This is a genomic window from Nocardioides iriomotensis (assembly GCF_004168035.1).
Classification (GTDB): Bacteria; Actinomycetota; Actinomycetes; order Propionibacteriales; family Nocardioidaceae; genus Nocardioides_B; species Nocardioides_B iriomotensis.
In genome coordinates, this window is sequence record NZ_SDPU01000020.1 from 94,973 (window position 1) to 113,475 (window position 18,503).

Below are 18,503 nucleotides of genomic sequence, written 5' to 3' on the forward strand. Positions count from 1 at the left end.
CGATCGTGCCACGCGCCACACCGCCGGGCGGGAATAGGTCGGGTGCGCGGTGTCTTGGGCCAGGTGTGACCGCGCCAGCCACCACGACCGACCGCACCGCGCCGGGCCGCGCGACGTACCCGTCGCCGCGCCGGGTCGCGGCCGCCATCGCCGCGCTCTCCGTGGGCTCGTTCGCGATCGGGACCACCGAGTTCGTGACGATGGGCCTGCTGCCGGAGATGGCCGAGAGCGTCTCGGTGTCGATCCCGGCGGCCGGGCACGTGATCTCGGCGTACGCCCTCGGCGTCGTCGTCGGCGCCCCGGTCATCGCCGTCTTCGGCGCCAAGCTGCCGCGCCGTGCGCTGATCATCGGGCTGATGGTCGCGTTCGCGGTCGCCAACGTGACCAGCGCGCTCGCCCAGGACTACGGCCAGCTGACGCTGGCCCGATTCGTGTCGGGCATCCCGCACGGCGCGTACTTCGGCCTCGCCTCCCTAGTCGGCGCCTCGCTGGTGCCGCCGGAGCGCCGCGGCCGCGCGGTCAGCCGCGTGATGCTCGGGCTGCCGCTGGCCACCGTCGCCGGCGTCCCGCTCGGCACCTGGATGGGTCAGCACCTCGGCTGGCGCGTGACGTACGGCGCCGTGGCGCTCGTCGCGGTCGCCACCGTGCTGCTCGTGCTCGCGCTGGTGCCGTCGACGCCCGGTGACCCCGAGGCAACGGGCCGGCGCGAGCTGCGGGCGTTCCGTGAGCCGCAGGTGTGGCTCACGCTGCTCGTCGGCGCCGTCGGGTTCGGCGGCATGTTCGCGATGTACTCCTACATCGCCCCGACGGTCACCGAGGTCACCGGCCAGTCGCGGTCGATGATCCCGGTCTTCCTGCTGGCGTTCGGCCTCGGCGCGGTGATCGGCACGATCCTCGGCGGCCGGCTCGCCGACTGGTCGGTGCTGCGCTCCCTGGTCGCGAGCGGCGCGGCGATGGGCGTCGGCCTCGCGGTCTTCTCGTTCTCGTCCGCGGCGCTGTGGCCGGGCCTGCTCACGGTGTTCTTCGTGTCCGCGGCCGGCGGGGTGCTGACGATCAACCTGCAGCTGCGGCTCATGCACGTCGCGGGTGATGCCAAGACGATCGGCGCCGCGCTCAACCACTCCTCGCTCAACATCGCCAATGCCCTGGGCGCGTGGCTGGGCGGCCTCGTGATCGCCGCCGGCTGGGGCTACGCCTCCACCGCGTGGGTGGGCGTGGCGCTGTCCGCCGCCGGGCTCGTGCTGCTCGCGTGGTCGGTGCTGCTGCACCGGCGCGACGTCGTCAGGGCCTGAACTCGCGCGCGAGCAGGTCGTACGCCAAGTGGTCGACGTACGTCCCGTCCCGCAGGCGCGCCTGCTCCCGCTCGCGGCCGACGTAGGTGAAGCCGTTCCGCTCGATCACCCGCTGCGACCCGACGTTGCCGTCCGCGTGCAGCACGGTGAGCCGGTGCAGGCCGAGACCGCCGTCCTCGACAGGCACGAACGCGTGCCGCACGGCCAGCCGGACCGCGGCGGTCATCACGCCGCGCCCCCGGACGTCGGGGTGCGCCCAGTAGCCGACCTCGGCCGTCGCGCCGGGACGCAGGTCGAACAGCGACAGCGCCCCGAGGAGCTCGTCGGTCGCGGGGTCGGCGACCGCCCAGGAGACCCCCTCCGCTGACGCCAGCTGCTCGCGGCGGGTCTCCAGGTAGGCCTCCGCGTCGGCACGCGTGTACGGCGACGGCATCCGCGACAGCCAGTGCTGGGTGGTCGGGTCCTGGCAGGCCTCGACGACCCGGGGCACGTCGCCGGCTCGGAACGGGCGCAGCGACACCGTCGGACCGTCGATCCGCGGCGCGTCGAGCCAGGGCGTCCGCGGCTCGCGCGGCTCGCCGTGCAGCAGCACGCCGACCCAGGCGTCGCGCAGGTCGCCGCGCTGCGTCAGCCAGCGCCGCACGGTGCCGTCGCAGGAGAAGCCCAGCCGCCACGCCAGCCGGCGCGACGCCCAGTTGCCCTGGTGGGCCCACCAGATCACCGTCTCGAGCCGCTGCGTGCGGAAGCCCCACTCCAGCAGCAGCCGGCAGGCCCGCTCCATCAGCCCGCGTCCGCGCGCGCACGGGTGCGCGCTGAAGGCGATCTCGGCCCGCAGGGCGCCCCGGTCGTGCAGCTCGACCGTCCCGCAGAACCGCGGCGTCCCGGTCTCGTCGGCCGCCTCGACGGCGAACGCCCAGGACGTCCCCCTCTCCCAGCCGGCCGGGATGATCTCGGTCGCGAACACCCGGGCCGACTCCTCGGACGCCGGGACCGGGACGGTCGTCCAGGCGACCATCGCCGGGTCCGTGCCCTGCTCCAGCAGGGCGGGCACGTCGCCCTCGTCATGGGCGCGCAGCGTCACCAGGCCGTCGGTGAGGGTGGGCACGTCGTCCGGGAAGCGCATGCCGCAACCCTGGCGATCACGAGCACCCCTCGCAAACTCTTATCCTTGGTGCATGGACGACTGTCATAGACGGATGACCCGACGGTGAACGGAACCCTGGCCAACATCGGCCTCGTCGTGGTCTTCGTGCTGATCGGCGGCCTCTTCGCCGCCGCCGAGATCGCCCTCGTGTCACTGCGCGACAGTCAGGCCCGCTCGCTCGCGTCCCGCGGCAGGCGCGGCGCCACCGTGGCCGAGCTGAACCAGGACCCCAACCGCTTCCTCGCCGCCGTGCAGGTCGGCGTCACGCTCGCGGGCTTCCTGTCCGCGGCCTTCGGTGGCGCCACCCTCTCCGACGACCTCGAGCCGGTGCTGGTCGGCTGGGGGGTCCCCCCGGGCTTCGCCGGCGCGCTGGCGCTGGTGCTGGTCACGATCGCGATCTCGTACCTGTCGCTCGTCCTCGGCGAGCTCGCTCCCAAGCGGCTCGCCCTCCAGCGCGCCGAGACCTTCGCCCTCGTCCTCGGCCCGCCGGTCGACAAGATCTCCAAGGTGTTCCGGCCGGTCATCTGGCTGCTCTCGGTCTCCACCAACTTCGTCGTGCGCCTCGTCGGCGGCGACCCGGACGCCAAGTCCGAGCAGATGAGCGACGAGGAGCTGCGCGAGCTCGTCAACGCCCACGAGACGCTCGGTGAGGAGGAGCGCCGGATCGTCGAGGAGGTGTTCGAGGCCGGCGACCGGCAGATCCGCGAGGTGATGATCCCGCGCACCGAGGTCGACTTCCTCGACGCGAGCACGCCCGTCTACAAGGCCGCCCGCGAGGCGCTGACGCAGCCGCACTCGCGCTACCCGGTCATCCGCGGGTCCGCCGACGACGTGCTCGGCTTCGTGCACGTGCGCGACCTGCTCGACCCCGACATGGCCAACCGGTCCGTGCGCGTCGGCGAGCTCGCCCGCGACAGCCTCGTGCTGCCGTGGACCCGCCCGATCCTGGCCGCCCTCGCCGACATGCGCCGCGAGGGCACCCACCTCGCGATCGTCGCCGACGAGTACGGCGGCACGGCCGGGATCGTGACGATGGAGGACCTCGTCGAGGAGCTCATCGGCGACATCAAGGACGAGTACGACGTCGACGAGGCCGAGACCACCCGGCTGCGCGGCGGCGACATCGAGGTCGACGGCCTGATCAACCTCGACGACTTCGAGGACGAGACCGGCATCGAGCTGCCCGAGGGCCCCTACGAGACGGTCGCGGGCTTCCTCATGGCCCGGCTCGGCCGGCTCGTCACCGAGGGCGACAGCGTCGACTTCGAGGGCCACCGGATGGTCGTCAAGGACGTCGAGAACCGCCGGGTCGGGCGCGTCCTGGTCACCGTCGTACCCCCGGACGGGCCGCTGCCCGCGCCCGAGACCACGCCGGACGCGGACGCCGAGACCACGGCCGTCGTGTCCGGCGTGCCCGACGACAAGGCCTCGTGACCCGCGGCCTGGGTGAGCCTGACAGAATCGCTCGCATGCCCGACGCCCCCACCTCGGCGGCCCGACCGCGCGTGCTGTCCGGCATCCAGCCGACCGCCGACTCGTTCCACTTCGGCAACTACCTGGGTGCGCTGCGCCAGTGGGTCGCGCTGCAGGAGGAGCACGAGCCGTTCTTCTTCATTGCTGACCTGCACGCGATCACCGTCGAGCAGGACCCCAAGCTGCTGCGCGAGCGCTGCCTGCGCGCCGCCGCCCAGCTGCTGGCGATGGGCATCGACCCCGAGCGGTCCGCGATCTTCATCCAGTCGCAGGTGCCCGCCCACGCCCAGCTCGGTTGGGTGCTGCAGTGCCTGACCGGCTTCGGCGAGGCGCGCCGGATGACGCAGTTCAAGGACAAGTCCGCCAAGGGCGGCGAGGGGGCCGCGTCCGTCGGCCTGTTCACCTACCCGGTGCTCCAGGCGGCCGACATCCTGCTCTACCGCCCGCAGTACGTCCCGGTCGGCGAGGACCAGCGCCAGCACCTCGAGCTGACCCGCGACCTGGCCGCCCGGTTCAACCACCGGTTCAAGAAGACGTTCCGGCTGCCCGAGCCGTACATCCTGAAGTCGACCGCGAAGATCCTCGACCTCCAGCTGCCGACCGCGAAGATGTCGAAGTCGGCGTCCTCGCCCGGCGGCATCATCGAGATGCTCGACGACCCCAAGGTCTCGGCCAAGAAGATCCGGTCGGCCGTCACCGACTCCGGCAGCGAGGTGCGCTTCGACGAGGGGGAGAAGCCGGGCATCTCCAACCTGCTGACGATCTACTCCGCGCTCACCGGGCGGGAGATCGAGGACCTGGAGAAGGAGTACGACGGCCGGGGCTACGGCGACTTCAAGAAGGACCTCGCCGAGGTGGTCGTCGAGTTCGTCACGCCGTTCCGCGACCGGACCCTCGAGCTGCTGGACGACAAGGCGCAGCTCGACGCGGTCCTCCGCGATGGCGCGGCCCGCGCCAACGCGGTCGCCGAGCGCACCCTGGCGGACGTCTACGACCGCGTCGGCTTCGTCCGGATCGGGTAGGGGCGCCCATGACCACCATCGGCGTGGCCATCGCCGTGCCCGAACCCTGGGGCGGCCGGCTGCAGGACTACCGCACCGAGCTCGGCGACGCGACCGCCGCCGGCATCCCCACCCACATCACCCTCATGCCGCCGTTCGAGGTGGCTGATCCCGACCTGCCCACGGTGGAGCAGCACCTCGCCGAGGCCTCGGCGATGAACACCGCGTTCCGCGTGCACCTGCGCGGCACCGGCACCTTCCGCCCGGTGTCGCCCGTCGTGTTCGTGGTGGTCGTCGAGGGCATCTCGGGCTGCGAGCAGCTCGCGCTGTCCGTGCGTCGCGGCCCGCTCGCCACCGAGCTCCAGTTCCCCTACCACCCGCACGTCACCGTCGCGCACCACCTCGACGACGAGGCGCTGGACAAGGCCTTCGGGGAGCTGGCCGACTTCGACTGCACCTTCGAGGTCGACCGCTTCCACCTCTACGTGCACGACGCCGAGCGGGGCTGGGAGCCGACCCGCGCCTACCCGCTCACCGCCGCCGCGGACTGAGGGCAGCGGTACTTTTGGAGCGGTCCCGGCTGGGTAGGAGACCCGCATGCCGACGATGAAGGAGCGTGCCACCGCCACGGTCGCGCGCGTGCGTGAGCGCTACTCGATCGTCGACCACCTCGTCCGGATGGTCCGGCACTACAGCACCGTGAACGGCAACGCCCAGGCCGGTGCCGTGACCTACTTCGGCTTCCTGTCCTTCTTCCCGATCCTCGCGCTCGGCTTCTGGGCGGTCGGCATCCTCGCGCACGTCTACCCCGACCTCAAGGCCGACATCGCTGCCGAGGTGGAGAACCTCCTCCCCGGGGTGATCGGCCGCGACGAGGGCGAGATCCCGCTCAAGACCTTCGAGGACTACGGCGGCCGGGTCGGGCTCATCGGTCTGCTCGGCGTGCTCTACTCCGGGCTCGGCTGGCTGTCCGGCATGCGTTCCGCCCTCGAGGTCATGTTCGTGCTGCCGCGGCGGGAGCAGCCGAACTTCGTGTTCGGCAAGCTCCGCGACCTGGGCACGCTCGGTGTCATCGGTCTCACCCTCGTCGTCTCGGTCATCCTGACCGGGCTGATCACCGGGTTCTCCGAGCGGATCCTGGGCTGGCTCGGCATCGACGCCGCGGCCACGCTGCCGAACGCGCTGCTGTGGCTGATCGGGCACGCCCTCGGAGTCGTCGCGTCGGTCGTGCTGCTGCTCGCGATGTTCCGGCTGCTGGCCGCGCCGCACCTGCCGCGGCACGCGATGATCACCGGCGCGACGCTCGGCGCGGTGGGGTTCGAGGTGCTCAAGAGCCTCGCCGGCTTCCTGATCGGGCTGACGAAGGGGCAGGCGTCGTTCCAGGCCTTCGGCGTGACCCTGATCCTGGTGATCTGGATCAACTACTTCTCGCGACTGGTGATGTACGCCGCCGCGTGGTCCCACACGTCGCCTGCCGCTGTCGAGCACCGGCGCAAGGAGGCGACCTTCTCGCCCGGCGCCGCCCTGGTCGGCATCGCCGGTGAGCAGCCGTCCTCGCCGGTGGAGGCGGAGCCCGACAGCGATGGGACGGCGTCGGACCACCGGGCGGGGGACGCCGGCCGGGCCTCGCGCACCGGGCTCGCCGTGGTCGGGGGCCTGCTGGCGCTCGTCGGCGGCCTGGTCGCCACCCGGCGGCGCCCGGGCCGCTGACCCACCCCGCCGGCGGCTACCGGGCGCGGGGCAGGATGGCCGGGTGAGGTTCGAACGCAAGCACGCCGTCCTGTTCCTGCTGATCGCGGCATGGAACGTGTTCAGCTACGCCAACTTCGCCAAGAACCTCGCCGAGGCGCACGCTCGCGGCGAGGACCGGCCGACCGGCTACTGGGTCGCGCACATCGTGCTCATCGTGGTGAACCTGGCGATCGCCGCGATCCTCGGCCGGCTCGGCTGGAAGGCCTGGCGGGCGACCGGCACGTCCGCGTCCGACCGGGTCACCTCGTGACCCTGTCGGTGCTGCCGGGCCGCGCCGACGTCGAGGCCGCCCGCGACCTGGTCGGCCCCGCCGTCCGCCGTACCCCCGTGGTGGAGGTGGCCGGCGACGAGCTCGGCGTCATGGGCCGGGTGGTGCTCAAGCTGGAGCTGCTGCAGCACGCCGGGTCGTTCAAGGCGCGCGGCGCGATGAACAACGTGCTGTCCCTGCACGAGGGCGTCGAGGGCGTCGCCGCCGCGTCGGGCGGCAACCACGGCGCGGCCGTCGCCTGGGCGGCCCGCCGCGCCGGGCTCGCCGCCGACGTGTTCGCTCCGGCTTCCGCCACACCCGCGAAGCTCGAGCGCATCGAGGCGTACGGCGCTCGCCTGCACCGCGTCGACGGGCACGTCGGCGAGGCGCTCGCGGCCTGCCAGGAGCACAGCGAGCGCGAGGGCGTGCCGGTCGTGCACCCCTACGACACGTTCGCCACGGTCGCGGGCGCCGGCACGCTCGGCCTCGAGCTCGAGGAGCAGGTGCCCGACGCCGACCGGGTGCTGATCGCGTGCGGCGGGGGCGGCCTCTACGCCGGCGTGGCGACCGCACTGGCCGGCGTCGTCCCGGTGCAGCCCGTCGAGCCCGCCCTCTGCGCCCACCTGCACGACGCGCTCGCCGCGGGCCACCCCGTCGACCGGCCGTCGGAAGGCGTCGCAGCCGACGCGCTGGGACCGCCGCGGATCGGCGACCACGCCTTCGCCCTCGCGACCGCCCAGGGCGCCTCGTCGCTGCTGGTCGACGAGGACGCGATCCTGCCGGCGCGGCAGTGGCTGTGGGACCACCTGCGCGTGCTGGCCGAGCCGGCCGCCTGCGTCCCGCTCGCCGCCGTGCTGAGCGGCGTCGTGCCCGTCGCGGCGGGGGAGACCGTCGCGCTGGTGGTCAGCGGCGGTAACAACACGACGCTCCCGTCGTGAGTGGGTAGGAGGCTCGGGATGATGCGCTCGGTGGTCGCGGCGGTCCTCGCCGCCACGCTGTCACTGTCCTGCTCCGGCGGGACGGCGCCCGAGCGACCGCGCGACGAGGCCACCGCGCTGGCGAAGGAGCCGTCCTCGTCGACCGTGTCTGCCTCGCCGTCCGCGTCGGCTTCGCGGACCCCGACGGGCATGGCCGGGCGTCTCCAGGCGTCCGCCGACGTGCTGCGCGACCCCGCGTCCGACGCCCGGGCGCTGCGCGAGGCGGGGGAGGGCTTCCAGCTCGACGTGCGCGCGCTGGCCGACCGTTCGTCGAGGTCCCAGCGTGCGGTGCTCGCCGACCTGGGACCCGACGCCGCGACCGTGGTGCGCGCGTGCCTCGCCGCGGCGGCGCCGCTGCGCGACCTCACCCCGCCGCAGAAGAAGCTGCCGCGCTGGCGGATCGTCCGGCCGCCGGCCCCGTCGGTCCTGCTGCGCTACTACCGCGCCGCCGAGCGCCGTACCGGCGTGCCGTGGGAGTACCTCGCCGCCATCCACCTCACCGAGACCCGGATGGGCCGGATCCGCGGCACCAGCACCGCCGGCGCGCAGGGCCCGATGCAGTTCCTGCCCTCGACGTGGGAGATGTACGGCGCCGGTGGCGACATCAACGACCCGCGGGACGCGATCTTCGCCGCCGCGCGGCTGCTGAAGGCCAACGGCGCCCCGCGTCGCATGGCGCAGGCGCTGTACCACTACAACCCGTCCGACTACTACGTCCGCGCGATCACGTCGTACGCCCGCAGCATGCGACAGGTCCGCTGGGCCTACACCGGCTACTGGCAGTGGCGGGTGCTCTACCGGCACGTCAAGGGCGTCTACGCGTTGCCGATCGGCTACCCGAGGAAGCCCGCGGTGCTCATCGAGCCGAGCTGATCAGCGCACCACGTTGACGAGCAGGACGTTCGCCAGCCACAGCCCGAAGAACGCGAGGACGAAGATCGTGACGATCTTCCGGGCGTTCGGGTCGATCCGCACCGTGGTGCGGGCCGACGTGACCCGGAGCGGCACCGGCGCCGGCGCGTCCGCCTCGAGCGAGGCGAGGGCCGTGTGCAGCTCGCCGCGGGTGCGGGCCTGCAGGGCCAGCCCGGTCCGCCGGTCGAGCTCCTCCTGGCCGAAGGCGCCCTCAGCGAAGTGCCGGCTCAGCTCGGCGACCGCCGACTCACGCTCGGCGTCGTCGACCAGGACGTGAGCCTGGCTGCGGGTGAGCTCGTCGGCCTGGCCCTCCTGCATCGCCTGGTACGTCGCCCCCAGCTCGCGCGAGAGCACGGACAGGTCGATCCGGCCCCCGGCGTCGACCGAGGCCGCGAGCCGGCGCCGCATCGCCACGCTGGCCAGGCCGCCGTCGGTCAGCTCGAGGTACTCGCCCTCGCTCATGTGGTGGCGCAGCAGCATCTGGTTGGCGACGGCCCACTCGACGGCGGCGTCGACCTTCGCCGGCTCCGCGTGGAGGGTCGACACGAGGCCGTCGGACGTGGTCACGCCCTGGGCGACGGCTTCCAGGACCTGGATATCGAGTGGCTGGTGCGACACCGCACCAGTGTCGGGGACGTGCGCGTCCCGTGGGCGCGTTACGGCGCAACCGACGTGACCGGCTCGTGCCGCACGGGGAAGCTCACGCTGTTGGCGATGAAGCAGAGCTGGTTGGCGCGGTGGTGCGCCTTCTCGGCGGCGGCGACCATCGAGGCGTCGGCGACGGTGACCCGCGGGCGCAGCAGCGCCTCGGTGAACCGGCCGCTCCCGTCGGGGTCGGTGGTCATCGAACCGTGCGCCTCGTCGACGTACGACGTCACCACGACGCCCTCGGACACGCACACGTGCAGGTACGACAGCAGGTGGCACTCCGACAGTGCGGCCAGCAGGAACAGCTCGGGGTTCCAGCGCGTCCGGTCACCGCGGAACGTCGGGTCGGACGAGCCCAGCAGATCCGGCCGGCCCTCCGTGACGAGCGTGTGGTCGCGGCTGTAGCTGCGGTAGCCCGCCGTGCCCTCGCCGGTGTTGCCGGTCCACGTGACGGTGACGTCGTACGCGTGCTCCATGCGCCCATCCTGTCTGGTCATGCCGTTTGGGAGCGCGCCGGCGGGCAACCCTCGGGATGGAGGTTTTGACCATGTGCGAAGCGAAGTCACCCGGCGGCAACCTGAGCTGTGCACGGCACCACTGCGACGGCCGCGGCCACGTGTGGGTGCACGCGAGCTCGGCCCCGGACGCGAAGGCCGACGCCGACTACGCGCTGGAGTACTGAAGCCCGACGGCTCACCGTCGGAAGATCAGCGCCCGCTTCACTTCCTGGATCGCCTTCGTCACCTCGATGCCCCGCGGGCACGCCTCGGTGCAGTTGAAGGTCGTGCGGCAGCGCCACACGCCCTCCTGGTCGTTGAGGATCTCCAGGCGCTGGTCGGTGCCCTCGTCGCGGCTGTCGAAGATGAACCGGTGCGCGCCGACGATCGCCTGCGGGCCGAAGTACTGCCCGTCGGTCCAGTAGACCGGGCACGAGGTCGTGCAGGCGGCGCACAGGATGCACTTGGTGGTGTCGTCGAAGCGGTCTCGGTCCTTCTGCGACTGCAGCCGCTCGCGGGTCGGCTCGTTGCCGGTCGTGATGAGGAACGGCATCACCGAGCGGTACGCCGCGAAGAACGGCTCCATGTCGACGACGAGGTCCTTGAGCACCGGGAGGCCCTTGATCGGCTCGACGGTGATCGGCTCGGACGGGTTCACGTCCTTGAGCAGCGTCTTGCAGGCCAGCCGGTTCTTGCCGTTGATCCGCATCGCGTCGGAGCCGCAGACACCGTGCGCGCAGGAGCGGCGGAAGGTGAGCGACCCGTCGAGGTCCCACTTGACCTTGTGCAGCGCGTCGAGCACGCGGTCGGTCGGCTCGGCCGTGACCTGGTAGCTCTCCCAGTGCTGCTCCTCCGACACCTCGGGGTTGTAGCGCAGGATCTTGACCGTGACGGTCATGGTCGTGGTGCTGGTGGCAGGCGCGGCGCCCGCCTCGGTCGTGGCGGTCGACATCAGTACTTGCGCTCCATCGGCTTGTAGCGGGTCTCGATGACGGGCTTGTAGTCGAGGCGGACGGTGCCGTCCTCCTGGCGGTAGGCCATCGTGTGCCGCATGAAGTTCACGTCGTCACGGGTGGGGTAGTCCTCGCGGAAGTGGCCGCCGCGGGACTCGTTGCGCGCCAGCGCGGACACGACCAGCACCTCGGCGAGGTCGAGCAGGAAGCCGAGCTCGATGGCCTCGAGCAGGTCGGTGTTGAACCGCTTGCCCTTGTCCTGGACCGAGACGTTGACGTAGCGCGCCTTGAGGCCCTCGATGTCCGCGAGCGCCTGCTTGAGCGAGCCCTCGGTGCGGTAGACCTGCGCGTTGATGTCCATCGTCGCCTGGAGCTCCTGGCGGATGGCCGCCACGCGCTCGGAGCCGCCGGCGTCACGCATGTGCTCGATCATGTCGACCACGCGGCCCTCCGGGCGCTCCTCGACGATGTCGTCGAAGTCGGTCGACGCGGCGTACTCCGCGGCGTAGATGCCGGCCCTGCGGCCGAACACGTTGATGTCGAGCAGCGAGTTGGTGCCGAGCCGGTTGGCGCCGTGCACCGAGACGCAGGCGACCTCGCCCGCGGCGTACAGACCGGGGATCACCGTGTGGTTGTCGGCCAGCGCCTCGCCCTTGATGTTGGTCGGGATGCCGCCCATCGCGTAGTGCGCGGTCGGGAACACCGGGATCATCTCGGTGTAGGGCTCGACGCCGAGGTAGGTGCGCGCGAACTCCGTGATGTCGGGGAGCTTCGCGTCGATCTGCTCCTTCGGCAGGTGCGTCAGGTCGAGGTAGACGTAGGCCTTGTCGGGACCGGAGCCGCGACCCTCGCGCACCTCGTTGGCCATCGCGCGGGCGACCATGTCGCGCGGCGCGAGGTCCTTGATGGTGGGGGCGTAGCGCTCCATGAAGCGCTCGTTCTCGCTGTTGCGGAGGATGCCGCCCTCGCCGCGCGCGGCCTCGGACAGCAGCACGCCGAGGCCGGCCAGGCCGGTCGGGTGGAACTGGAAGAACTCCATGTCCTCGAGCGGCAGGCCCTTGCGCCACACGATGCCCATGCCGTCGCCGGTGAGCGTGTGGGCGTTGGAGGTGGTGCGGAAGACCTTGCCGAAGCCACCCGTCGCGAAGATGACGGCCTTGGCGTTGAAGACGTGGATCTCGCCGGTGGCGAGCTCGTAGGCGACGACGCCGTTGACGCTGACGCCGCCCTTGTCCTCCACGGTCAGCAGGTCGAGCACGTAGAACTCGTTGTAGAACTCCACGCCGTGCTTGATGCACTGCTGGTAGAGCGTCTGCAGGATCATGTGGCCGGTGCGGTCGGCCGCGAAGCACGACCGGCGTACGGCGGCCTCGCCGTGGTTGCGGGTGTGGCCACCGAAGCGACGCTGGTCGATCTTGCCCTCGTCGGTGCGGTTGAACGGCAGGCCCATCTTCTCCAGGTCGAGCACCGCGTCGATGGCCTCCTTGGCCATCACCTCCGCGGCGTCCTGGTCGACGAGGTAGTCACCGCCCTTGACGGTGTCGAACGTGTGCCACTCCCAGTTGTCCTCCTCGACGTTGGCGAGGGCCGCGCACATGCCGCCCTGGGCCGCGCCGGTGTGGGAGCGGGTGGGGTAGAGCTTGGTGAGGACCGCCGTGCGGGTGCGCTGGCCGGACTCGAGGGCCGCGCGCATGCCGGCGCCACCCGCACCGACGATGACGACGTCGTACTTGTGGTGCTGAACCATGAGGAGCCTCGCTTACTTGACCCGGCAGACCTCGAGCGTGGAGCTCGGGTCGATGCAGGGGTCGAACGTGAAGATGACCAGCGTGCCGAGCACGAGCACGATGAACGCCGAGAAGTAGAGCAGCGTCTTGAGCCAGAAGCGGGTCTGCTGCTTGGTGGCGTAGTCGTTGATGATCGTGCGGAGACCGTTCATGCCGTGCAGCTCCGCGAGCCACAGCATCGCCAGGTCCCAGACCTGCCAGAACGGGTTGGCCCACTTGCCCGCGACGAACGCGAAGTCGATGGCGTGGATGCCCTTGCCGAGCATGAGGTTCACGAACAGGTGGCCGAAGACCAGCACCAGCAGCAGCACCCCGGAGGCGCGCATGAACAGCCAGGTGTTGAGCTCGAAGTTGGAGGCCTTCGCCGGACGGGACCGGGGAGCCTGGATCGCCGGGGCGCTCATCAGTGGCCACCTCCGAAGACGTTGGAGAGGTGCCGGATCACGAAGGGGATCATCAGCACGACCCAGATGCCGAGGACGCCGTACGTCATCTGCTTCTGGAAGCGCGGACCCTTCGACCAGAAGTCGACGAGGATGACCCGGATGCCGTTGAGGCCGTGGAACAGGAAGGCGGCGACGAGGCCGACCTCCATGATCCCGACGATCGGGTTCTTGTAGGTCTCGACCGCGGTGTTGTACGCCTCGGGGGAGACCCGCACCATCGAGGTGTCGATGACGTGGGCGAAGAGGAAGAAGAAGAGCGTGACGCCGGTGATGCGGTGGGCGACCCACGACCACATGCCTTCACGGCCCCGGTACAGCGTTCCTGCCGGACTGCTGGGCAAGGGAGGAACCTTTCGGAGATGACCGGACGGGTAACCCCAGCACTCTATTCCTGGCCCACCCGGTCCGTCGTCGCCAGGGGCTGTGACATCGATTACCGCACGGTCCCCTTGTCGAAAGGACCGGCGGGTCGCGTCAGACGAAGGTGGGGAACGTCGGCGCGGGCAGCGGCCCGGCCACCCGGTTGCGCGCGGCCTCGTAGCCGTGCGCGATCTGGACCAGCGTCGCCTCGCTGCCGGCGGTGCCCCAGAACGACACCGCCACCGGCAGCCCGCCCGCGAGCCCGGACGGGACGGTCACCAGCGGGTAGCCGGCCATCGCCGCCGGCTGGGTGCAGGCGCCGGGGTGGTGCTCGGCGTTGACCAGGTCGATCGGCACGGCCGGGGCGTACGACGGGGTGACCAGGGCGTCGAGGTCGTGCTCGCGCAGCACCGCGTCGATGCCCTCGTCGCGGCCGGCCTTGACGCAGCGGGCCCGGGCCGCGACGTACTCCTCGCTCCCGACGGCCGGGCCGTCCAGGGCACGCTCGAAGTGGAACTGGCCGAAGTACTCGAGCTCGCGGTCGGCGTGCTGCTTGTTGAAGGCGACGACCTCCTCCAGCGTCCGGGGCACGTCGCCGGGGCGGGTGGCGAGGTAGTCGGCGAGGCCGCTGCGCAGCTCGGCGAGCAGCACCAGCAGCTCGTCCTCCCAGCCGGCGTCCTCCATCGACAGCAGGTCGGTGCCGTCGACGATCTCCGCCCCCTCGGCGGCGAGCAGGCCGACCGCCCGCTCGGCGGCGGTGTCGGCGTGCGCGGAGTAGCCCCAGTAGATCTTCCGCGGCACCCCGATCCGCTTGCCCGCGAGCCGGCCGTCGACCGCGTGCGCGGCGTAGTCGGTGCCGTCGCCCGTGAGGACCGTGAGCAGGGTGGCGGCGTCGCGGACCGAGGTCGCCATCGGGCCGGGCGCGTCCTGCGAGCGGCTGATCGGGACGACGCCGTCGGTCGGCACCAGCCCGACGGTGGGCTTGATCCCGACCACGCCGTTGAACGCGGCCGGACAGGTGATCGAGCCGTCGGTCTCCGTGCCGATGGCGAAGCGCGCCTGGCCGGCGGCGACCGCGGCGCCGCTGCCCGACGACGAGCCGCCGGCCGACCGGTTGAGGCCGTAGGGGTTGCGGGTGAGCCCGCCGTACGCGCTCCAGCCCGACGTCGAGAGGCCGTCGCGGATGTTCGCCCACTCGCTGAGGTTCGTCTTGCCGAGCACGACCATCCCGGCCTCGCGCAGCCGCTGGACCAGGGCAGCGTCCTTGGTCGGGTTCGGCACGTCCGCGAGCGCGAGGGACCCGGCGGTCGTCGGCAGGTCGTGGGTGTCGACGTTGTCCTTCACGAGCACGGGCACCCCGTGCAACGGCCCGCGCGAGCGACCCTCGGCCGCCTCGGTGTCGCGGGCCTCGGCCTGCCCCAGCGCGTCCGGGTGCAGGGTGCAGATCGCGTTGGTGTGCACGTCGACGGTGTCGATCCGGTCGAGCAGCTGCTCCACCTGCTCGCGGGACCCAGGGGCGTCAGGCATGGAGTGGGTCTATCACGCCGCGGCATGTCGATCCTTCCCAAGGCTGCCCGCGGTCGCCACACTGCCGATCAGCAGGCGCATCGGGCGCCTGCGTCCACGCAAGGGGGAAACATGTCCGAGTACACACCGCCGCCTCCGCCGCCCAGCGATCCTGCGGGCTGGGGACAGCAACCGGGCCCGACCAGCCCGCCGGCCAAGGGCTTCTTCGGGGCGCTGTTCGACTTCTCGTTCAACAGCTTCGTGACGCCGAGCATCGTGAAGGTCGTCTACGTGCTGGCGACCATCGCCCTGGCCGTCGGCTTCGTCGGCTTCCTGATCGCGGCCATCGCCACAGGCGAATCGACCGCCATCCTGTTCACACTGGTCCTCGGCCCGATCCTGGCGATCCTGTACCTGGCGCTCATCCGGATGACGCTGGAGTTCTACTACGCGCTGGTGCGGATGTCGGAGGACATCCACCGAGGACGCCAGGCCTGACCCCGACGCACGATCGGCACCGCGGGCCGGCCGGCCGGACGCGGTGCCTTTCGTGTGTCGACCAGTGGGATGTCTCACGATGACCGTCGCCACCCGCCCGCCGTACCCTCACAAGCATGAGTGAGACCGGCATCACCGAGTCAGGACTGCCCTTCGAGCCGCTCTACGGCCCGGAGGCGCTCGAGGGGTTCGACCCCGAGGCGCAGCTCGGCAAGCCGGGGGAGTTCCCGTTCACGCGGGGCGTCTACTCCTCGATGTACACCGGCCGGCCGTGGACGATGCGGCAGTACGCCGGGTTCGGCACCGCCAAGGAGTCCAACGAGCGCTACCGGCAGCTCGTCGCCAACGGCACCGGCGGCCTCTCCGTGGCGTTCGACCTGCCGACCCAGATGGGCCACGACTCCGACTCCGCGATCGCGCACGGCGAGGTCGGCAAGGTCGGCGTCGCGATCGACTCGATCGACGACATGCGGGTGCTGTTCGACGGGCTGCCGCTCGACCAGGTGTCGACGTCGATGACCATCAACGCGCCGGCCGCGCTGCTGCTGCTGATGTACCAGCTCGTCGCGGAGGAGAACGGCGTCCCCGGCGACAAGATCACCGGCACCATCCAGAACGACGTGCTGAAGGAGTACATCGCCCGCGGCACCTACATCTACCCGCCGGCGCACTCCCTGCGGCTGATCACCGACATCTTCGCCTACTGCAAGGCCGAGGTGCCGCGCTGGAACACCATCTCCATCTCCGGCTACCACATGGCCGAGGCGGGGGCGTCGCCCGCGCAGGAGGTCGCGTTCACGCTCGCCGACGGCATCGAGTACGTCCGGGCCGCGATCAAGGCGGGGCTCGACGTGGACGAGTTCGCCGCCCGGCTCTCCTTCTTCTTCGTGTCCCGTACGACGATCCTGGAGGAGGTCGCGAAGTTCCGGGCCGCCCGCCGGATCTGGGCGCAGGTCATGCGGGACGAGTTCGGCGCGACCAACCCCAAGGCCCAGACGCTGCGCTTCCACACGCAGACCGCGGGCGTGCAGCTCACTGCGCAGCAGCCTGAGGTCAACCTCGTCCGCGTCGCCGTGCAGGCGCTCGCCGCGGTGCTCGGCGGCACCCAGTCGCTGCACACCAACTCCTACGACGAGGCGATCGCGCTGCCGACCGACAAGTCGGCCCGGCTCGCGCTGCGCACCCAGCAGGTGATCGCCTACGAGACCGACGTGACCAAGACCGTCGACCCGTTCGCCGGCTCCTACGCGATCGAGAAGCTCACCGACGAGCTCGAGGCCGAGGCGCGCAAGTTGATGGCGCAGGTCGAGGACCTCGGCGGCGCGGTGGCCGCGATCGAGAAGGGCTTCCAGAAGAACGAGATCGAGAAGTCGGCGTACCGCATCGCCCGCGAGATCGACGGCGACGAGCGCGTCGTCGTCGGCGTCAACCGGTTCCGCCTCGACGAGGAGGAGCCCTACGAGCCGCTCCGCGTCGACCCCGCGATCGAGGCGCAGCAGGCCGAGCGGCTGGCGGCGCTGCGCGCGGAGCGCGACAACGACGCCGTGCAGAAGCACCTCGCCGACCTGAAGGCCGCGGCCGAGGGCACGGACAACGTGCTGCACCCCATGAAGGAGGCGCTGCGCGCCCGCGCCACCGTCGGTGAGGTGTGCAACGCGCTGCGCGAGGTGTGGGGCGTCTACGTCCCGCCGGACGCGTTCTGAGCCATGCTGGGGGCGTGACCCGCGCCCCCGTCGTCGCCCTCGCCGCGCTGCTGCTCACGCTGGCCGGCTGCACGGACGCGACGGAGACGCCGGCCGCGCCCGAGTCGACCCCCGCGCAGCCCGCGCCGACGAGCGCGGCCGAGCCCAGCCCGAGCGAGCCGCCGAGCCCGCCGGCGTTCGGCACGGTCGTCGCCGAGGACGACGTCAACGCCTCCGAGGGCGAGGTGACCGTCAGCGACCCGTCGCAGCTCGCGGTCGTCGACGCGTTCGTCCGCTACACGCAGGTGCGGCTCGAGATGCTCAACCGCGCCGAGGTCGACCAGGCGGCGCTCGACGAGGTGGCGACCGGCGAGGCGGTCACCCAGGTCACGTCGTACGCCGACCGCCTCGCGCGCCGCGGCGAGCACGTCGTGGGCAGCATCGTCGTCAACGTCAACAGGGTCGAGGTCGAGGGCACGACCGCCACGATCGACACCTGCATGCAGAACTCCTCGGTCGACGTGGACGGGTCCGGCCAGGTCGTCGAGAAGAAGGCCCCGGCGGCGTACCTCGGCCGCGTCGACGCGCTCCAGGTCAGCTCCGACACCTGGGTGATCGCGGACATCACCGTGGACTTCGCGGAGCAGTGCCCGCTCGTGGTCGGCTAGGCTGCGGCTCGCACCGTCGCCAGCCTCGGGGGAGACCGCACCAGTGAAGAAGACACTCGTGCCGACCGTCGTCCTGGCCTGCGCGCTCTCGGTCCTCGCCGGTTGCTCGTCCGACGCCGACACCCCCGCCCGCGAGGTCGAGCTGGGCACGTCGCAGCCCAGCGAGCCGTCCCCGAGCCCGACCGAGTCCGAGGACCCCGCCGGCGAGGCGGACGACGAGGGGCACGAGATCTACCCCGGTCGTGTCGCGGTGAAGGACGACGAGCGGCAGGCGGTGGCCGACGCCTGGATCGCCTACTGGCAGACCCGGTTCGACGCGTTCGCCGGTCCCGAGCTGGACCCGGCCGCGCTGGGCGAGGTCGCCACGGGGAAGGCCGCCGAGCAGGTCATCGCCTACGTGCGCTACCTGCAGGACGAGAAGCTCTACACCCGGGGCGACGCCGTGATCGCGGTCGGGGCGGTCAGGATCACCGGCCGGCAGGCCACCGTCCGGAGCTGTGCCCAGAACTGGTCGGTGGACGTGAAGCAGGGCAACGACCGGCCGACGGAGCCGCTGAACCCCTTCTACACGTTTCGGGGCGTGCTCAGCGGGCATCCGACGGCTGGGTGGTGGCGGACGCGGTCCGCCTGAGCACGGCGCCGTGTCAGGTCTGAGCGAGC

Annotated in this window: 21 protein-coding genes; 13 read left to right on the forward strand and 8 right to left on the reverse strand. The window is 71.6% G+C overall.

The genetic code is table 11. The annotated features are described in order from the left end of the window. Positions 1 to 65: 65 nt before the first annotated feature. A complete protein-coding gene (locus ETU37_RS07105) occupies positions 66 to 1,292 on the forward strand; it encodes an MFS transporter (RefSeq protein WP_129986556.1) in 1,227 nt (408 codons plus the stop codon). Here ETU37_RS07105 and ETU37_RS07110 read toward each other — a convergent pair. Continuing rightward, the gene (locus tag ETU37_RS07110) at positions 1,282 to 2,415 is read right to left on the reverse strand and encodes a GNAT family N-acetyltransferase (protein ID WP_129986557.1); all 1,134 of its coding nucleotides are present in this window, start codon (positions 2,413 to 2,415) and stop codon (positions 1,282 to 1,284) included. The genes ETU37_RS07105 and ETU37_RS07110 overlap by 11 nt on opposite strands. A gap of 84 nt (positions 2,416 to 2,499) precedes the next feature. Between ETU37_RS07110 and ETU37_RS07115 the strand changes: the two genes are divergently transcribed. The 7 genes from ETU37_RS07115 to ETU37_RS07145 are packed head-to-tail and all read left to right on the forward strand — an operon-like array spanning position 2,500 to position 8,759. Next, positions 2,500 to 3,870: a hemolysin family protein gene (locus ETU37_RS07115; protein ID WP_129986558.1), complete on the forward strand. Its 1,371-nt coding sequence runs from the start codon at positions 2,500 to 2,502 to the stop codon at positions 3,868 to 3,870. Positions 3,871 to 3,905: 35 nt separating this feature from the next. Beyond that, positions 3,906 to 4,931, forward strand: coding sequence for a tryptophan--tRNA ligase (trpS, locus tag ETU37_RS07120; protein ID WP_129986559.1), 1,026 nt, complete (start codon positions 3,906 to 3,908; stop codon positions 4,929 to 4,931). Positions 4,932 to 4,939: 8 nt separating this feature from the next. Then, positions 4,940 to 5,461 (forward strand): 2'-5' RNA ligase family protein, encoded by a 522-nt coding sequence (locus tag ETU37_RS07125; protein WP_129986560.1) that lies wholly within the window; start codon positions 4,940 to 4,942, stop codon positions 5,459 to 5,461. A 46-nt stretch (positions 5,462 to 5,507) separates the two neighbouring features. Further along, positions 5,508 to 6,620 (forward strand): YihY/virulence factor BrkB family protein, encoded by a 1,113-nt coding sequence (locus ETU37_RS07130; protein WP_129986561.1) that lies wholly within the window; start codon positions 5,508 to 5,510, stop codon positions 6,618 to 6,620. 43 nt (positions 6,621 to 6,663) lie between these two features. Continuing rightward, complete coding sequence (locus ETU37_RS07135; RefSeq protein ID WP_129986562.1) at positions 6,664 to 6,912, forward strand: SCO4848 family membrane protein; 249 nt, start codon at positions 6,664 to 6,666, stop codon at positions 6,910 to 6,912. Further along, the gene (locus ETU37_RS07140) at positions 6,909 to 7,847 is read left to right on the forward strand and encodes a serine/threonine dehydratase (RefSeq protein WP_206053780.1); all 939 of its coding nucleotides are present in this window, start codon (positions 6,909 to 6,911) and stop codon (positions 7,845 to 7,847) included. The genes ETU37_RS07135 and ETU37_RS07140 overlap by 4 nt, the downstream gene beginning before the upstream one ends. Positions 7,848 to 7,865: 18 nt before the next feature. Next, entirely contained in the window at positions 7,866 to 8,759 is an 894-nt protein-coding gene (locus tag ETU37_RS07145; protein WP_206053781.1) for a lytic transglycosylase domain-containing protein, read from the forward strand. Here ETU37_RS07145 and ETU37_RS07150 read toward each other — a convergent pair whose 3' ends face one another. Both ETU37_RS07150 and ETU37_RS07155 read right to left on the reverse strand, forming a co-directional pair. Continuing rightward, positions 8,760 to 9,416, reverse strand: a complete 657-nt coding sequence (locus ETU37_RS07150) for a DUF1707 SHOCT-like domain-containing protein (protein WP_129986563.1) — start codon at positions 9,414 to 9,416, stop codon at positions 8,760 to 8,762. Between the two features lie 38 nt (positions 9,417 to 9,454). Continuing rightward, the gene (locus ETU37_RS07155) at positions 9,455 to 9,922 is read right to left on the reverse strand and encodes an OsmC family protein (RefSeq protein WP_129986564.1); all 468 of its coding nucleotides are present in this window, start codon (positions 9,920 to 9,922) and stop codon (positions 9,455 to 9,457) included. A gap of 71 nt (positions 9,923 to 9,993) precedes the next feature. On the opposite strand from ETU37_RS07155, the gene ETU37_RS23835 reads away from it, so the two are divergent. Further along, the gene (locus tag ETU37_RS23835) at positions 9,994 to 10,128 is read left to right on the forward strand and encodes a hypothetical protein (RefSeq protein WP_276319675.1); all 135 of its coding nucleotides are present in this window, start codon (positions 9,994 to 9,996) and stop codon (positions 10,126 to 10,128) included. An 11-nt stretch (positions 10,129 to 10,139) separates the two neighbouring features. On the opposite strand, the gene ETU37_RS07160 is transcribed toward ETU37_RS23835, so the two are convergent. The 5 genes from ETU37_RS07160 to ETU37_RS07180 all read right to left on the reverse strand — a co-directional run bounded on the left by ETU37_RS07160 (position 10,140) and on the right by ETU37_RS07180 (position 15,016). Then, entirely contained in the window at positions 10,140 to 10,895 is a 756-nt protein-coding gene (locus tag ETU37_RS07160; protein WP_129986565.1) for a succinate dehydrogenase iron-sulfur subunit, read from the reverse strand. After that, positions 10,895 to 12,643, reverse strand: a complete 1,749-nt coding sequence (sdhA, locus tag ETU37_RS07165; protein ID WP_129986566.1) for a succinate dehydrogenase flavoprotein subunit — start codon at positions 12,641 to 12,643, stop codon at positions 10,895 to 10,897. Before sdhA ends, ETU37_RS07160 begins: the two co-directional genes overlap by 1 nt. 12 nt (positions 12,644 to 12,655) lie before the next feature. Beyond that, on the reverse strand, positions 12,656 to 13,087 hold the full coding sequence (locus tag ETU37_RS07170) for a succinate dehydrogenase hydrophobic membrane anchor subunit (RefSeq protein ID WP_129986567.1): 432 nt from the start codon (positions 13,085 to 13,087) through the stop codon (positions 12,656 to 12,658). Continuing rightward, the gene (gene sdhC / locus ETU37_RS07175; RefSeq protein WP_129986568.1) at positions 13,087 to 13,470 is read right to left on the reverse strand and encodes a succinate dehydrogenase, cytochrome b556 subunit; all 384 of its coding nucleotides are present in this window, start codon (positions 13,468 to 13,470) and stop codon (positions 13,087 to 13,089) included. The genes ETU37_RS07170 and sdhC overlap by 1 nt, the downstream gene beginning before the upstream one ends. 133 nt (positions 13,471 to 13,603) lie before the next feature. Further along, positions 13,604 to 15,016 carry an amidase family protein gene (locus ETU37_RS07180; RefSeq protein WP_129986569.1) on the reverse strand — a complete coding sequence of 471 codons (1,413 nt, stop codon included), beginning with the start codon at positions 15,014 to 15,016 and terminating at the stop codon, positions 13,604 to 13,606. Positions 15,017 to 15,127: 111 nt separating this feature from the next. Between ETU37_RS07180 and ETU37_RS07185 the strand changes: the two genes are divergently transcribed. The 4 genes from ETU37_RS07185 (at position 15,128) to ETU37_RS07200 (ending at position 18,474) form a co-directional block, all read left to right on the forward strand. After that, on the forward strand, positions 15,128 to 15,493 hold the full coding sequence (locus ETU37_RS07185; RefSeq protein WP_165372439.1) for a DUF4282 domain-containing protein: 366 nt from the start codon (positions 15,128 to 15,130) through the stop codon (positions 15,491 to 15,493). Positions 15,494 to 15,609: 116 nt separating this feature from the next. Beyond that, positions 15,610 to 17,196 (forward strand): acyl-CoA mutase large subunit family protein, encoded by a 1,587-nt coding sequence (locus tag ETU37_RS07190; RefSeq protein WP_129986571.1) that lies wholly within the window; start codon positions 15,610 to 15,612, stop codon positions 17,194 to 17,196. A gap of 14 nt (positions 17,197 to 17,210) precedes the next feature. After that, positions 17,211 to 17,843, forward strand: coding sequence for a hypothetical protein (locus tag ETU37_RS07195; protein WP_129986572.1), 633 nt, complete (start codon positions 17,211 to 17,213; stop codon positions 17,841 to 17,843). Positions 17,844 to 17,901: 58 nt separating this feature from the next. Further along, positions 17,902 to 18,474 (forward strand): hypothetical protein, encoded by a 573-nt coding sequence (locus ETU37_RS07200; RefSeq protein WP_129986573.1) that lies wholly within the window; start codon positions 17,902 to 17,904, stop codon positions 18,472 to 18,474. Positions 18,475 to 18,503 lie beyond the last annotated feature (29 nt).

Coding starts and splice junctions, on each gene's coding strand:
- ETU37_RS07160 (WP_129986565.1), bottom strand. CDS start 10,895: ATGTCGACCGCCACGACCGAGGCGGGCGCCGCGCCTGCCACCAGCACC.
- ETU37_RS07185 (WP_165372439.1), top strand. CDS start 15,128: ATGTCCGAGTACACACCGCCGCCTCCGCCGCCCAGCGATCCTGCGGGC.
- ETU37_RS23835 (WP_276319675.1), top strand. CDS start 9,994: ATGTGCGAAGCGAAGTCACCCGGCGGCAACCTGAGCTGTGCACGGCAC.
- ETU37_RS07125 (WP_129986560.1), top strand. CDS start 4,940: ATGACCACCATCGGCGTGGCCATCGCCGTGCCCGAACCCTGGGGCGGC.
- sdhA (WP_129986566.1), bottom strand. CDS start 12,643: ATGGTTCAGCACCACAAGTACGACGTCGTCATCGTCGGTGCGGGTGGC.
- ETU37_RS07110 (WP_129986557.1), bottom strand. CDS start 2,415: ATGCGCTTCCCGGACGACGTGCCCACCCTCACCGACGGCCTGGTGACG.
- ETU37_RS07155 (WP_129986564.1), bottom strand. CDS start 9,922: ATGGAGCACGCGTACGACGTCACCGTCACGTGGACCGGCAACACCGGC.
- ETU37_RS07130 (WP_129986561.1), top strand. CDS start 5,508: ATGCCGACGATGAAGGAGCGTGCCACCGCCACGGTCGCGCGCGTGCGT.
- ETU37_RS07145 (WP_206053781.1), top strand. CDS start 7,866: ATGATGCGCTCGGTGGTCGCGGCGGTCCTCGCCGCCACGCTGTCACTG.
- ETU37_RS07170 (WP_129986567.1), bottom strand. CDS start 13,087: ATGAGCGCCCCGGCGATCCAGGCTCCCCGGTCCCGTCCGGCGAAGGCC.
- ETU37_RS07190 (WP_129986571.1), top strand. CDS start 15,610: ATGAGTGAGACCGGCATCACCGAGTCAGGACTGCCCTTCGAGCCGCTC.
- ETU37_RS07180 (WP_129986569.1), bottom strand. CDS start 15,016: ATGCCTGACGCCCCTGGGTCCCGCGAGCAGGTGGAGCAGCTGCTCGAC.
- trpS (WP_129986559.1), top strand. CDS start 3,906: ATGCCCGACGCCCCCACCTCGGCGGCCCGACCGCGCGTGCTGTCCGGC.